Below are 14,416 nucleotides of genomic sequence, written 5' to 3' on the forward strand. Positions count from 1 at the left end.
ACGCCGCGACTCGCACCAAGAATGCGCCTCCAATTGTGTGCTGCACATTTGACCACACCAGATGATGAAATCCCTGGCGACCCGGTATTATAGAGAAGCCTGCCGTTTAGCGGCACTGCTAAAACATCAAACCGTTACGATCTTCTGCACCGAATCATCTCATGTCAGTTCCATTTCCTTCTACCGCAGACCAACGCCTGCAGCAAGCCATCGCCTGGTTAACCCCTCTGAAAGACCGTCACGGCCTGCAACTGGACACCTTGCAGCCGGCCTCCAGCGACGCCAGCTTCCGGCGCTACTTCCGCCTGCAGGCCGCAGATCGCAGCCTGATCCTGATGGATGCCCCGCCCGCCACCGAAGACTGCGGCCCCTTTCTACACGTTACACAATTGCTGGCACCCACCGGCATCCATGTGCCCGACATTATCGCCGTCGACCGTGAACACGGTTTCATGCTGCTCAGCGATCTAGGCCAGGACAATTTCTACCATGCCCTGCAAGCGCCCATGGAACAACAGGCTCTGGACCAACTGTATCGCAACACCTTGCTGACGCTGGTCAAAATGCAGCAAGCGGACATCACCGGCCTGCCGCCTTATGACGAAGCGCGCCTGCTCGAAGAACTGCAGGTCTTTCCTGAATGGTATGTGCAACGCTATCGTCAGATCGAATTGAGCGACAAAGAAAAAACCATGCTCACCGTCACCTTCAACGAGCTGGCCAAAGCCAATGTCCAGTCGGCCACCGTGCTGGTGCATCGCGACTTTCACAGCCCCAACCTGATGATGCCCTTGCCCGGCCAGTCCGAGCCGGGTGTCATCGACTACCAGGACGCCCTGGCCGGCCCTATCACCTACGACATTGCTTCCCTGGTCATGGACGCACGCCATACCTGGCCCGAAGAACAGCAACTGGACTGGGCCATACGCTACTGGCAGGCAGCGGTTGAAGCCGGGCTGGATGTGCCCGCCGATTTCGCCGTCTTTCACCAACAATACGAATGGATGAGCCTGCAACGCAATCTGCGCATTCTGGGCGTTTTCGCGCGCCTGTCGCTGCGCGACGGCAAGCACCACTATCTGGATCACATGCCGCGCTTGCTCCAGTATGTCCATCAAGTGGCCAGTCGCTATCAGACATTCAGCGGCCTGCTGCGCCTGCTGAACCGTCTGGAAGGACGCCAGACCATACTGGGAATGACTGTCTGATGCGGGCCATGATTCTGGCGGCCGGTCGGGGCGAACGCATGCGCCCCCTGACCGACACCTGCCCCAAACCCCTGATTCCGGCCGGCGGCCAACCTCTGATCGTCTGGCATCTGCAGGCACTGGCTCGGGCCGGCATACACGAGGTCATCATTAACCATGCCTGGCTGGGCACGCAAATCGAATCCGCCTTGGGCAACGGTAGCCAATGGGGCCTGCGTCTGAGCTACTCGCCGGAGAACGTCGCATTGGAGACAGCCGGCGGCATCGCTCAGGCACTGGACTTCTTTCAAGACCAGCCTTTTCTGGTCTTGAACGGCGATGTCTGGAGCGACTGGGACCCCGCCCAGGCCCACGCCATGGCCGAACGCCTACGTCAGGGGCCCGAGCAGGCCTGGCTGGTCCTGACCCCCAACCCTCCCCACCACCCCGAAGGCGATTTTGGCATGCAGGCCGGACAAACCTTGCTGTGCCCCAAGGACGCCCCCGGTGCACGCAGCGCCACCCTTAGCGGCCTGGGCGTATACAAACCCGAACTGTTTGCACAGGTCCCCAAAGGTCAGGCAGCCAAGTCCGCCCCCCTGCTGCATGCTGCCATTGCGCGCGGGCTTGTCCTGGGCAGCCTGCATCAGGGCTTCTGGATGGATGTCGGCACCCCCGAACGCCTGCAGGTTCTGAATCAACACTTGGAATCGCTGCCGGGCTCACGGTAAACTGAACTTCCGGGTCAGCGCAGCAATCGTTTCCAGGCACAACAAAGAGCAACAAAGCCGGCCGCTCCTGCCCTTGTGCCACGAATCAAGACTATGCTGTCTGGTTTTGTAAACAGGACTTTCCATCGCGCAAGTCCGTCTGTCTGACAGGAACAATTGTCCTCATGCTTGGTTCCTCCAAACGCGCCGTCTTCAAACCCACCGCCTACGGCTCCAGCCGGCGCAAGCGCCGCGTACCACGCTGGCTTGTACTGCTGCTGACTGGTATCGCCCTAGGAGCGGGCGGTCTGCTTTTTCTGCAGAAAAGCTATGGCCCGCCGCGACTGACTGTCGAGCAGTCCGAGCAGTTGCACTACGACCTGAACAGTGCCAATGTCGACAAACAGCGCCTGCAAGGCCAGCTTAACCAGGTCACCCGTGATCTGGAGGACACACGCCAGAAAGAAGGTTCACTGGATAGCCGCGTAGCAACGCTGCAAACCCAGGTAGACAAACTGGAAAAAGACATTGCCCTGTTCGCCGATGCCATGCCCCCCGATCCGCGCGGCACCTCGCCCGGCATCCGCTCCGCCGAATTTACCGTCAGCGACGGCCAACTGCGCCATTTTGTGCTGATCATGCAGGACAAGGGCAAGGACACGACATTCAAAGGCACCATGGAAATGGTGGCCGCCGGGCGCTACAGCAATGGTCGCAGCGGCAGCATCGACCTGCCCTCCACAACATTCGACGTAGAACGCTACGCGTATATTAACGGGCAGTCCGAACTGCCCGCCGGTTTTACCCCGCGCCAGATCACCATACGCATCAAAGCCGAAGGTTCGGAGCGCGTCAGCGCCACCCGCACTATTTTCGTCTCGCGCTGAAACCGCCTTCCAGCCAGGAACACTAGCCTGCGGGCTCAATGCCAGTCAGCTCAATGCTGACTGGCATTTTTTTGCTTCTTCGAAGCATTCCGAGCGCCAATTTACCCAATCGATGACGAACTGGATTTTTGAAAATGCCACTCAAGACGCAGCACGCTCGGACAGGGTTGATGGCTTGCCGGAGCGTTGCTCCAGCGCCCTGGTCGGGGCGCATGGCTGGGCCATACATACCCAACAGAACATTGAGCGTATGGCTGATGCCTGGTACAGCGTACACGGACGTCCCGCCGTTTGGGCCAAACACAGCGGTGCTGTTCTCGCCAGGCCGACCATAGCGGGACGGCGGGCGAGTCAGGGCCTTCGCCGCAGGCAGGATGCCGGGGCGGGAAGCAAGGGGCGTGCTGTTCGAGCAGGGTGCTTGTGATTCGTCCAGTGGACGAATCACCCTGCGAGTTCACGCCCCGCCCACCCCGGTATCCTGACCAGGGGACCCGCGCGCAGCGCGGGCGAAGGACACAGCCCAGCCGGCCCGCTATGGTCGGCCTGGCGAGAACCCGAGGTTCTGTCCGCTTGTCCCAAACGACCCGCCCACTACGAAGAAAAACGACGGCTTTCTGCCACTTGAGCCAAAAGCAACAGTGCTGCTCGTGTAAAGCAGCCCCCCCTACACCACGTGCTGCAAAAAGTCCTTGAGCCGCTGGCTGGGCGGATTGATCAGCAATTCGGCCGGAGGGCCGTCGTGGGCGACTTTGCCCTGATCAATGAACAGCAGACGACTGCCCACACGCCGAGCAAAATCCATCTCGTGGGTCACGACCACCATGGTCATGCCCTCTTCAGCCAGCAGTTGCATGACCTTTAATACTTCCTGACGCAGCTCCGGGTCCAGAGCGGACGTTGGCTCGTCAAACAGCATCAACTTAGGCTTGATCGCCAGGGCGCGCGCAATCGCTACTCGTTGCTGTTGCCCGCCGGACAGTTCGCTGGGGTAGTGGTCCACGCGCTCGGCCAACCCTACTTTAGCCAACAGGTCCAGCGCCAGTACGCGCGCATCGGCACGTCCGCTTCCACGAGTGTGGATGGGGCCGAACATGACGTTCTCCAACGCCGTCATCTGTGGAAACAAATTGAACTGCTGAAACACCATGCCGGCTTCGCGGCGCAGTTCACGTACCTGTGCAGGCGTGCCATTGACACTCAGACCATTGACCACAATGTCGCCGGACTGGATGTCCTCCAGTTTGTTGATGCAGCGCAGAAAGGTCGACTTACCCGACCCCGACGGCCCAACCACCACAACCACTTCGCCTTTTTCCATGCTCAGGCTGATATCGTCCAGCACCGTGTTGGGGCCAAAGCGTTTGGTCACATTCTTGAACTCGACAATGCTCATACTATCCTCATGCGGTGCTCGATAAACTTCAGCGTCAGGGCGATCAGGCCGGTCAGAATCAGATAAATGACCGCCACGGCTCCCCAGATCTCGACCGAACGAAAGTTATTGGCAATGATTTCCTGTCCCTGACGGGTCAGTTCGGCCACCCCGATCACGATGAACAGCGAAGAGTCCTTCAGGCTGATGATGCACTGATTGCCCATAGCGGGAATCATCCGGCGAAACGCCACCGGGCCGATGATGTGAATCAGGATTTTGTGAAACGGCAACCCCATCGCCTCGCCCGCTTCCTTTAACCCTTTGGAGACCGACAATAAGGCACCACGAACAATCTCGGAAATATACGCGCCCGAATTGATCATGAGTGTAAAGATCGCCGCCGTCAGACCATCAATCCTGATGCCCGCCAGCATGGGCAAGGCAAAATAAATAAACATGACCTGCACCACAATCGGCGTGCCGCGTATGACCAGCACATAGACTTGGCACAGGAACGACAGCACGACCATCAGGTGCGCCCGGAAACGGGCCAGCAAGGCCAACACGATCAGCACCTGCAAAACAGTCCATGCCCAATCCGGCACGCCGCCAAACCAATTACCCGCCATCCAGGACGCTCCTTGCGCCGCCAAGGCGAAGGCGATCAACCCCAGCACAGCCAGCACGGCATTGCGCAGGCTCACCGGTACGCGCACATACGTGGTGATGACTCCCGCCAGAAAACCCAGTACGGCCCCGCCCACCAACCCCAGCAGGGTGATGAACAGCGTCATTTTTGTCCCTTCCAGGAGGCTGGGCATAGCCCCCCAGATCGCGTCCCATTGAAAATTCACGATGCTACCTTTGCATTACGTAACACGCCGCACGAGGCGGCGAAAAAAAAAGCGGTGATCCGCGACTGGCACGAGATCACCGCTTTGGACAGCTCCCGGCCTGACTTAGTCAGGCTGCTTGCCAAACCACTTTTCGTAGATCTTGTCGTACGTGCCATCCGCCTTAATGTCTTTCAGAGCCTGATTGACAACAGGCACCAGTTCGCTGCCTTTAGGGAAGCCGATACCGTAGAAGTCGCCGCTCTTGACAGCACCAGTGACTTTCACACGATCCTTGCCGCCTGTCTGGGCGTAGTACTGCACATTGGGCGTATCGTGCACAACGGCATCCACACGGCCGGTAGCCAGTTCCAGGAAGGCGTTATCAATATTGGGAAACAGCTTGAGCTTGGCCGAAGGCACCGAGCGCTGCATGTAATCCACCGTTGCGGTGCCGATCTTCACGGCGACCGTCTTGTTCTCCAGGTCCTTGGCCGACTTGATGTCTTTATTGTCCATATTGACCAGAATGGCCAGACCGCTTTCGTAGTAGGGATCGGAAAAGTCGATGACTTGCTTGCGGTCATCGCGAATCGTGATGCCTGCCAGAGCGGCATCGATATTGCGTGTCTGCAGGCCGGGAATAATGCCATTGAAATCCATAGGCTGCAGCTTGTAGTTCAAGTTTGCTTTCTTGGCCACGGCATCCCACAGATCAATATCGAAACCCGTGTACTTGCCATTTTGCTTGAACTCGAACGGCACAAAGGCGGTGTCGGTCGCCACGACCAGCTCTTTGCCCTGCTGCGCCAAGGCTTGTCCAGCGGGCAAGGCCAAGGCCAATGTCAGGCCGGCCATCAGTGTCTTCATTTTCTTATTGAACATCTACAACTCCTCTCTAGGTTCCGGCCTGCAACAGGCCGGTTCGATGATTCCGCCTGAATCGACATCGGGCTCGTGGCCTGCGTCGACGTAAAGCTATCGTACCCGAAGCGGCCCTGCGCATCGCATTCCGGTGCCCTAAAAAAAGAAAAACCTCGGGAAATCCCGAGGTTTTACTGTTCAAACAAAGACCATCAGAATGCCGGCACAATCGCACCCTTGTACTTGTCGGCGATGAATGCTTTGACATCTTCGCCATGCAGCGCCTTAACCAGCTTGGCAACCCGCGCATCATCTTTGTTCTTGGCTGCGACGGCGATCAGATTGGCGTATGGCGAATCGGCACCTTCGATCACCAGCGCATCTTTAGTAGGATTCAAACCGGCTTCCAGAGCGTAATTGGTGTTGATCAAGGCCAGATCCACGTCCGCCAGCACGCGCGGCAAGGTCGCGGCTTCCAGTTCCTTGAATTTCAGCTTCTTGGGATTCTGGGCAATGTCGCGCGCCGTGGCCTGAATGTCGGCAGGGTCCTTGAGCGTGATCACGCCGGCTTTTTGCAGCAGCAACAGGGCCCGTGCGCCATTGGATGGGTCGTTAGGAATAGCGACCAACGCCCCTTCTTTCAACTCGTCCAGGCTCTTGATTTTCTTGGAATAGGCACCGAAAGGCTCCACATGCACCAGGCCGACGGACACCAGGTCGGTCTTGTGCTGCGCGTTGAACGAATCCAGGTAAGGTTTGTGCTGGAAGAAGTTGGCATCGATATGACCGTCAGCCACTTGCTGGTTAGGCTGCACATAGTCGGTAAACACCTTGATGTCCAGCTCTACGCCTTCCTTGGCCAAGGCTGGCTTCACAAATTCCAGCAGTTCGGCATGGGGCACGGGCGTCGCGGCAATGGACAATTTGTCGGCGGCATGGGCTGTGGAGGCAAACAGTGCCGATACGGACAGTGCCAGAACAGGTACGAATTTCTTCAAAGACATGTAAGACTCCAATCACAGTAAAAAAACCGCGCCGCGCCCTTGGCCCACCCCCTCCAAAGAAGGTGTGTGCCTTAGAGGCAGCCCGGCGAAAACACACACATCCACGCTGCGCCGCCCGTTCGCCGTCCCTACCGGGAGGGCCTGTTTGGCCTTGCAGCAGCCTGGTTTTACTTTCGACTCAGCCTGGCCACCAGAGCATCGCCGAATACTTGCAAAAGCTGCACCAACACCACCAGAATCGCTACGGTCACGACCATAACGTCGGTTTGATAGCGTTGATACCCAAAGCGCAAAGCCAGATCACCCAGGCCGCCGCCGCCGATCACCCCGGACATGGCCGAGTAGCCAACCAGCGCAATCGCAGTGACGATAGTTGCCGCCACGATCCCTGTCGTGGCCTCGGGCAGCAAGGCCCACAGCACCGTCTGCCGGGAGTTGGCCCCCATGGCGCGGCAGGCTTCATTGACGCCTGGGTCCAGTTCGCGCAGTACATTCTCCACCAAGCGAGCAAAGAAAGGCGCGGCACTGAGCACCAACGGCGGAATCGCGCCCTGCACCCCCAAAGACGTGCCCGCCAACAAACGGGTAAGCGGAATCATGACGATCAGCAAGATCAAAAACGGCACTGAACGCAATACATTCACGACCAGAGACAAGGTCTGGTAGATCCAGCTATTGTCCAGCATCTGCTTGCGGCTGGTCAGAAAAAGCAGCACGCCCAAAGGCAATCCGATGATGACGGTAAAGACCAAAGACATGCCCGTCATCAGCAACGTATCGATGGTCGCCTCGCCGATCAGCGCCCAATCCAAATTGGAAAAATTCATGGTCGCAGCACCTCGGATTCGATATTCAATTCTGCCAATAAGGCGTGCAGTCTGTCCTGCGAAGCCCCATCGCCTTCCACTGCCACCACCAACTGCCCGTATGGTTCGTCCTTAATGCGGCTGACCGATCCTTGCAAAATGCTGACATCCAGGCCCAGTTCGCGCGTAACTCTGCTTAGCAAAGGCTGCGTAGTGGCGGCACCGCGAAAGCTCAAACGCAACAAACGCCCGCCCACGCTGCCCGCCAGATCCTGCCAACCATCGGCATCCACGCCGCTTTCGCTCAGCAAAGACTGGGTCGTGACATGCCCAGGATGCAGGAACACATCCAGCACCTCGCCCATTTCTACGATCTGGCCAGCGTCGATGACCGCCACACGATCGCAGACCGAACGGATGACATCCATGCCATGGGTGATCAACACAATCGTCAGCCCCAATTCCTGGTTGATCTCGCGCAGCAGACGCAAAATCGATTGGGTGGTTTCCGGGTCCAACGCCGAGGTCGCCTCGTCGCACAACAAAAGCTGCGGCCGATTGGCCAAAGCACGCGCAATACCGACGCGTTGCTGCTGCCCGCCCGAGAGCTGACGGGGATACTTATGGGCATGATCCTGCAGCCCGACCAGATGCAGCACCTCCAGCGCGCGCTGCTGACGCTGGGCGCGCGGCACCCCGGCCAGGCGCAAGGGAAAGCAGACATTGTCCAGAACCGTGCGCGAATGCAGGAGATTGAAATGTTGAAACACCATACCCACGCCCTGACGAAAAGCGCGCAGTTGGGCATCGGAAAAACGGGTTATGTCCTGGTCCTGCACCCATACCTGACCGGTACTGGGTTGCTCCAGCAAATTCAGCATGCGGATCAGCGTGCTTTTACCCGCTCCAGAGCGACCAATAATGCCGAAAACCTCGCCTTGGCGAATCTGCAAGGAGATATCGCGCAAAGCGTGAACCGTCCTGCCCGCCGACGTATAGGTTTTGGAAATGTTTTCGAGACGAATCAAAGTGGGCTCAGCCTAAATACATTAGTCAGTCGAGTTATAAGCGCCTGACCTGAGAGCGAAATTTACCATAAAGCAAATCCGGCATAGGCAGATGCATATAGCGAAAGGAAATATGAAAACAGATTGATACCGGCCACGTATGGCAATGGTTCTGTCTCTGCTCCAACCCGACTCGGCTTTAGGCGGCACAAAATAAACACGCAAAGAAAAAGGCCGCTGAAAGCGGCCTTGTTTCTGTTTTCAGCTAAAGTGGTGGGTCGTGCGCGACTCGAACGCGCGACCAACGGATTAAAAGTCCGCTGCTCTACCGACTGAGCTAACGACCCCCGACTGAAAGATAGAATTATTGCACGGATAATTTGTACCTGTCAAGCATTCGATGCGCTATTTTCTGAAAAAAGATCGCTATGCGCCCAAACCCCGCTCTTTGCCGTGCTTTCGGTCACACTCACACACCAGGCCCCACATAAAAAAACCGCCCCGAGCAGGCGCAAGGCCTGGCAGGGCGGCTGAACAGTCTGTAGCTGTTGTAACGTGGCGCTCAACGTGCCCGGGAAATGCGTACTTCGGCCCCCCGGCGTTTTACTTCCAGGCCCTCGGATGGCAGGATTTTCAGCCCTTCCAACCCCTTGATATAGCTGGAGCCCTGCATCTGCATGACACGGATCTTGTTGCGCATGACCACCGGGCTGTGCTCGGGCATGCCAAACATCCAGACCTCGTCCAGCAGACGCGCCGAGTTGAACTCGGACGTATGGCCTACCACCGGCCCCAGGCACAACATGTGGCCTTCGCGGCCAAAGACCGGCAAACGGTCCAGGCCGGCCTTGACCTGCAAAGTCGTACCACCTTCGTAACGCCACCCGGTGCTCAAATCCCACCATGCCTCGCCCGCCGGCAAATACACTTGGACGTCCTCGCCCGGCTGCATAATGGGCGCTACCAACAAGGCCGGGCCCAGCAAATACTGGGTATCCCAGAGTCGGGCCTGCTCATCGGCCGGAAACGCCTGAGCCATAGAACGCTGCACCGGCAGGCCGGTGCGCACCGCATCCTCGATAATGCCCAGCACATAGGGCACCAGGCGAAAGCGCCACTCCATCCAGTGGCGAACCAGCGCCTGGGTCGCCTCGTCAAAAGCGTCCGGGCGCAGCGCCGCCACACCTTGCAGGCTGAAGTTAGCCGAAAAGACCGCCATGGCCAGCCAACGCAGATACAGCTCGGCACTCATGCCCGATGTGTCTGCATCGCCATTGCCCAGAGCGTGAATCTGAATCGGCACGCCACTGTTGCCGGTGGATAGCGCCGACTTCAGTGTCTGTTCCAGACCGGCCCAGGAATTATCCACCGCCGGGCCCAACTGCCAGGCAAAACGCTGCGCGGAGGGAAACAGATCACGGCTGGCGACGATGCCTTCTTGCGGCGTCTTGTGTCCGGCCACGGCATCGAACAGAGCCTGCCGCGCCAATACGGGGTAAATGGCCCGCAACAAAGCGCCGGACTCCCCTCCCCGACTGGTGACGGTATCCGGAATGGCAAAACGCGCGTTGCACAGCACCGCGCCCAAACCATCGTCCACCATCTGCCGCTGACGCTCCACCCACATGCGAAAGACGTCTTTATGGGTCAGGTCCAGCAAACCATAGTCCCGACCGCCGCTCAGCTCGTCGCCTTCAAAAACATAAGCGCTGCCGTCGTCGTCGTTGATCAGCAGCCAGCCCCGATCTTCCCATTCGTCGAACAAGGCTGTTGCGGCCAACACACAAGGACGCGTCCAGGCCGCCAACTGCGCCTGCTCGGCATGCAACCCGGCCAAGGTCTCGCGCGGGTCGGCCAGGCGCGTCGCATCCCATTCCAGCATGGGTTTGTCGTCCTGGAATCCATACGATTGCGGTGCAGGCAATACCGCCGCATCCACGCCTATGCCCTGTTCCCGCAGCAGACGAACCTGTTCGCGCAAGGCCTGGATATCGGCACCGGCCACGCCGTCCAGCCATAGCCCCATGGGCCAGACTCCCGGTTGACCTGCGCGCCCCGTCAAAGCGGAATACTGATTGATGATTTCGCTAGGTTCGCCCACGAACAAAAACACATCCAGTTCGGCTGTATGGATACGGGCGCGCAAACGGTCTTGCTGCTCGCGCCCCAGGTCGTGCTCTACCCGCTCGAAGGTATTGATATACAGCCCCCAGCCCTGTGTGCTCCACAACAAGGGCAGGCTGCGGTCCTGGGGACGGTCGGTATCGACGGCCTGATCGCGCCGGTCCAGCTCATCGAGGGTTTCGCCCAGGCCATACAGCGCATCGTCCTCGGCCAGGGCCAAGTCCAGTTGCCAGCAGGCGGCTCCGTCCTGTTGCAGCGTCAAGGGCTGCTCGCCGCTACAGAGCACCAGGCGCTCGCCGCGCAAGACCTGAAAACGCCACGGATGCGCCTGCACGTGGACAATCGCCTCGCCCTGCTCGATACGCCAGCCTTGCGGGGACGGCTCCAGTTGAAACTCGCTGACCGCTTCGTGGCGCGCCAACAGCATATCGCCCAAAGCCTTGGCACGAACGCCGGGCTTTTCGCGCTCAAGCTGGGAACCAGGCAAGCAACGCAAACGGAATACGCCCGGCGCATGCGCCTCGATGCGAAGCACATAATCGGTTTCGACAAAAGCGAAATCCGCATAGGCGGATTTCGCCGTCAACAAACTCAGATGATTAAACAATTGTGTCACGTCGTCAGAGTGGAAGGGCCGGCACGATGCTTAACGCAGGGTTGCGCCCAAAATACTAAACAAGGCCATTATTTTGACGTATTTGCGCCACAAAGGAAAACCCTCGTTAAAAATGGCCGGAAATAAAAACAAAAAAACAAACTATCGGGGTCGAACAGCCTGCTCCAAACGCCGCTCCAACGGGACAGGTTCTTCCATCCAGCGGGCGGCCAACAGCCCCCCTGCCAGCAGGCTCCAGGTCAGGCCGCGCGACCCATAGGCAGCAGCCATGAACAAGCCGGGATGCCCTGGCACGCCGCCCATGACGGGCAGATGGTCGTTCAAGGCAGCCCGCCATCCGGCCCACCCCGAACAAGGCGTCAAGCCGGATAAATCCGCCTGATGCGACAGCATCTGACCCAGCTTGGAGAGCGTATCGGCGTGACCTTCCTGCGTGACGGCCGGCTCCTGACCATCACGCAAATAGGTACTGCCAATGACTTGCCCGTACTGGTCCGCAGGCAATACGTAACCCATGCCGCTCAGCGTAGGCCCAGCACCAACCAAAGGCCGATCCGCCGGCAAATAACTGACCTGGCCGGCCAAGTCCTGCATAGCCACAAGCCGCGGCAACACACGCGCAGCCAGCACATCGGAATGCAGCGCCTGCATGCTGCGACCCGCCGCCGCCACCACGACACGGGCGGTACGCTCCAGAATCGTTCCTTGTTCGCGGTGGATGTCCCAGTACCCCGGCTCAGGCGCAGACCATACCTGCACACGCTCGGGCACGCATTCGATCAAGGGATGATTGAGCAATTGCGCCACCAGCGCCCTAGGGTCCACCACCATGCCTTGCGGAAAATAAAGGCCACCGCGCGCAAGCGACACGCCGGCCGCCTGCGAGGCCTGCTGCCTGTCCCACCATTGCACCCATTCCGGAGCCAGTTGCAAACGCATCAAGGCCTCCTGGATCGCGGCATCGGAATTGCCGGCCTGGCCGAACAACAGCGTTCCCGTGCGACGCGGCCGGGCCGGCTCCGGCAAGTCTTTCCAACCCTGCCAGGCACGCAATACGCCATTGCGGCTCAAACGCGCCAGCGGCGCGTCGTCGAGCGCAAACACCGGTGAAATAGCCGCCAACCTATGCCCTTGATGAGAACCGTCACGCCCCAGACGCAAGACCGGATCGCAAACCAGCACAGACTGACCGCGCCGGGCCAGTTCCCAGGCACACGCCGCCCCTGCCAATCCCGCGCCAACCACCGCCACGCGCCCCGGTGCCGGCACGGCATCGCGATGCCCCAGATGAGGCCGCAACACAGCCTGCAAAGCAGGCCTGCCGCCCACGCCCGGTGTCTTGCGCACCTCGAAACCGACAGAGGACAGATCGCGCCGCACCTGCCCCACGCAACACCCGGAAGCAAGGGTCGCGCCCGGCGCGGCCAACCGCACCAGTTGCCCCAGTACCGCCCGCGACCATATATCCGGATTGCACCGTGGGGCAAAGCCATCCAGATAAAACGCATCGGCTCGGCATTGCAATTCACGCATCATGCCCTGGGCCGACCCGAACACCAAAGTCAACGTCACCTGCCCACCCTGCAACTCCAGCCTATGCACGCCGGGCACCAGAATAGGCCAGACCTCCAGCAACTGCGCCGCCAACGGCTGCAGCAAAGGCGGAAAACACGAATACACGGCCGCCAGATCAGACTGGCTGAAGGGATGTGCCTCGACCGAGACGAAATGCAGATATTCGCTGCGATTCGGGTCGCTGCGCCAGGCATCCCAGGTCGCCAGAAAATTGGCCCCCAACCCAAACCCGGTCTCGCAAACCGTGAACTGACGACGCCCCCGCCAGCGCTCAGGCAAATCATTGCCGCGCAAAAACACCTGCTCGGCCTGAGCAAGCGGGCCGCCCGACGGGTAATAGGCATCTTGGTACATCGAACTGAAAGGCACGCCCTGCGCTGTGAACTCCAGCCGGGCTGGCACTAGCGGCTCGCAAGCTGCTGCAGACATTGAAAAAATCGCCTGAAAAAAAGACCCGCCATACACCCGCCATTTTTACTGGCCGGGGCTTCATAAAACTGGCATAAAGAAGCACGTACAATGAAAGAATTCGCTTCGCACTTTTACTATCGAGACAGAATCACTATGCCATTGCCACGTTTACCGCTCAGCGATTGCCTGGACGCCGCCGTTACGGCGGCCCATGCCGCTGCCGCTATTTTACAAGCCTACGCTTCGGATCGCAGCGAACTGGTCGTGACCAGCAAAATGCGCAACGATCTGGTGTCTCAGGCCGACCGCGAGGCCGAACAAGCCTGCATCGCGGTATTGCGCGAGCGTACGCCAGACATGGACATCGTGGCAGAAGAAAGCGGCGGCGTCAGCACAGGCAAGCCTACCTGGTACATCGACCCGCTTGATGGCACCACTAACTTCCTGCACGGCATTCCCCAGTACGCCGTCTCCGTCGCCCTGATCGCCCCTGCCGGCACACAGATGGACAACGTCGTGCTGAGCGAAGACACACCCGTGATCGCCGTGGTCTACGACCCCAACCGCGAAGAGCTCTTTACCGCCATGTACGGCGTCGGTGCCTGGCTGAACGGCAACCGCATCCAGGTCTCGCAGGCCAAGACCATCGCGGACTCGGTACTGGCCACGGGTTTTCCTTTCCGGGATTTTTCATTTGCCGACCAATACATGCCCGCCCTGCACGCTGCCATTACCGGCAGTCGTGGCGTGCGCCGCATGGGTGCCGCCGCGCTGGATCTGGCCTGGGTAGCCTGCGGCCGCTACGACGGCTATTGGGAAATGGGTCTGGCACCGTGGGACGTGGCCGCCGGCACCTTGTTGGTGCGCGAAGCCAAGGGCATATGCGGTGATCTGTACCAGCAACAACCCTGGCCGATGGACGGCTATGTGTATGCCGGCAATCCCCAGATCGCGGCACAGTTGCTGGATATGACCGGCCCCCACCTGACGATCCCACACCTCTAAGCCCCCACCTGC

General features: G+C 59.3%; 12 protein-coding genes and 1 tRNA gene. 4 read left to right on the top strand and 9 right to left on the bottom strand.

Translation table 11 applies throughout. The features are described 5' to 3' along the window. The first annotated feature begins 161 nt into the window (after positions 1–161). From AADW57_RS13955 to AADW57_RS13965, 3 genes are all read left to right on the top strand, one after another. On the top strand, positions 162–1,208 hold the full coding sequence (locus AADW57_RS13955) for an aminoglycoside phosphotransferase family protein (RefSeq protein ID WP_341667498.1): 1,047 nt from the start codon (positions 162–164) through the stop codon (positions 1,206–1,208). Beyond that, positions 1,208–1,918 carry an N-acetylmuramate alpha-1-phosphate uridylyltransferase MurU gene (gene murU, locus AADW57_RS13960; protein ID WP_341667499.1) on the top strand — a complete coding sequence of 237 codons (711 nt, stop codon included), beginning with the start codon at positions 1,208–1,210 and terminating at the stop codon, positions 1,916–1,918. Before AADW57_RS13955 ends, murU begins: the two co-directional genes overlap by 1 nt. A gap of 164 nt (positions 1,919–2,082) precedes the next feature. Continuing rightward, positions 2,083–2,784 (top strand): DUF6776 family protein, encoded by a 702-nt coding sequence (locus AADW57_RS13965; RefSeq protein ID WP_341667500.1) that lies wholly within the window; start codon positions 2,083–2,085, stop codon positions 2,782–2,784. Positions 2,785–3,448: 664 nt separating this feature from the next. On the opposite strand, the gene glnQ is transcribed toward AADW57_RS13965, so the two are convergent. The 9 genes from glnQ to mnmC all read right to left on the bottom strand — a co-directional run bounded on the left by glnQ (position 3,449) and on the right by mnmC (position 13,417). Further along, a complete protein-coding gene (gene glnQ / locus AADW57_RS13970) occupies positions 3,449–4,177 on the bottom strand; it encodes a glutamine ABC transporter ATP-binding protein GlnQ (protein ID WP_341667501.1) in 729 nt (242 codons plus the stop codon). Continuing rightward, positions 4,174–4,953: an ABC transporter permease subunit gene (locus AADW57_RS13975; protein WP_445819151.1), complete on the bottom strand. Its 780-nt coding sequence runs from the start codon at positions 4,951–4,953 to the stop codon at positions 4,174–4,176. The genes glnQ and AADW57_RS13975 overlap by 4 nt, the downstream gene beginning before the upstream one ends. Before the next feature lie 165 nt (positions 4,954–5,118). Continuing rightward, complete coding sequence (gene glnH, locus AADW57_RS13980) at positions 5,119–5,850, bottom strand: glutamine ABC transporter substrate-binding protein GlnH (protein WP_445819208.1); 732 nt, start codon at positions 5,848–5,850, stop codon at positions 5,119–5,121. Positions 5,851–6,068: 218 nt separating this feature from the next. Next, complete coding sequence (locus AADW57_RS13985; RefSeq protein WP_341667503.1) at positions 6,069–6,860, bottom strand: MetQ/NlpA family ABC transporter substrate-binding protein; 792 nt, start codon at positions 6,858–6,860, stop codon at positions 6,069–6,071. 167 nt (positions 6,861–7,027) lie between these two features. After that, positions 7,028–7,687, bottom strand: a complete 660-nt coding sequence (locus AADW57_RS13990) for a methionine ABC transporter permease (RefSeq protein ID WP_341667505.1) — start codon at positions 7,685–7,687, stop codon at positions 7,028–7,030. After that, positions 7,684–8,694 (bottom strand): methionine ABC transporter ATP-binding protein, encoded by a 1,011-nt coding sequence (locus tag AADW57_RS13995; RefSeq protein ID WP_341667506.1) that lies wholly within the window; start codon positions 8,692–8,694, stop codon positions 7,684–7,686. Before AADW57_RS13995 ends, AADW57_RS13990 begins: the two co-directional genes overlap by 4 nt. Positions 8,695–8,944: 250 nt before the next feature. Further along, a tRNA-Lys gene (locus AADW57_RS14000) sits at positions 8,945–9,020 on the bottom strand. A gap of 215 nt (positions 9,021–9,235) precedes the next feature. Further along, positions 9,236–11,404 carry a glycoside hydrolase family 31 protein gene (locus AADW57_RS14005; protein ID WP_341667507.1) on the bottom strand — a complete coding sequence of 723 codons (2,169 nt, stop codon included), beginning with the start codon at positions 11,402–11,404 and terminating at the stop codon, positions 9,236–9,238. A gap of 150 nt (positions 11,405–11,554) precedes the next feature. Then, entirely contained in the window at positions 11,555–13,417 is a 1,863-nt protein-coding gene (gene mnmC / locus AADW57_RS14010; RefSeq protein WP_341667508.1) for an FAD-dependent 5-carboxymethylaminomethyl-2-thiouridine(34) oxidoreductase MnmC, read from the bottom strand. Positions 13,418–13,552: 135 nt separating this feature from the next. Here mnmC and AADW57_RS14015 point away from each other — a divergent pair, with 135 nt between their 5' ends. Further along, a complete protein-coding gene (locus AADW57_RS14015; protein WP_341667509.1) occupies positions 13,553–14,404 on the top strand; it encodes an inositol monophosphatase family protein in 852 nt (283 codons plus the stop codon). The last annotated feature ends 12 nt before the right edge of the window (positions 14,405–14,416 follow it).

This window comes from Alcaligenes sp. SDU_A2 (assembly GCF_038237375.1).
Taxonomy (GTDB): Bacteria; Pseudomonadota; Gammaproteobacteria; order Burkholderiales; family Burkholderiaceae_B; genus Alcaligenes.

Bases quoted from the DNA above. Each gene is read 5' to 3' on its own strand.
- AADW57_RS13955 (WP_341667498.1), top strand. From the start codon at position 162: ATGTCAGTTCCATTTCCTTCTACCGCAGACCAACGCCTGCAGCAAGCC.
- murU (WP_341667499.1), top strand. From the start codon at position 1,208: ATGCGGGCCATGATTCTGGCGGCCGGTCGGGGCGAACGCATGCGCCCC.
- AADW57_RS13965 (WP_341667500.1), top strand. From the start codon at position 2,083: ATGCTTGGTTCCTCCAAACGCGCCGTCTTCAAACCCACCGCCTACGGC.
- glnQ (WP_341667501.1), bottom strand. From the start codon at position 4,177: ATGAGCATTGTCGAGTTCAAGAATGTGACCAAACGCTTTGGCCCCAAC.
- AADW57_RS13975 (WP_445819151.1), bottom strand. From the start codon at position 4,953: ATGACGCTGTTCATCACCCTGCTGGGGTTGGTGGGCGGGGCCGTACTG.
- glnH (WP_445819208.1), bottom strand. From the start codon at position 5,850: ATGGCCGGCCTGACATTGGCCTTGGCCTTGCCCGCTGGACAAGCCTTG.
- AADW57_RS13985 (WP_341667503.1), bottom strand. From the start codon at position 6,860: ATGTCTTTGAAGAAATTCGTACCTGTTCTGGCACTGTCCGTATCGGCA.
- AADW57_RS13990 (WP_341667505.1), bottom strand. From the start codon at position 7,687: ATGAATTTTTCCAATTTGGATTGGGCGCTGATCGGCGAGGCGACCATC.
- mnmC (WP_341667508.1), bottom strand. From the start codon at position 13,417: ATGTCTGCAGCAGCTTGCGAGCCGCTAGTGCCAGCCCGGCTGGAGTTC.
- AADW57_RS14015 (WP_341667509.1), top strand. From the start codon at position 13,553: ATGCCATTGCCACGTTTACCGCTCAGCGATTGCCTGGACGCCGCCGTT.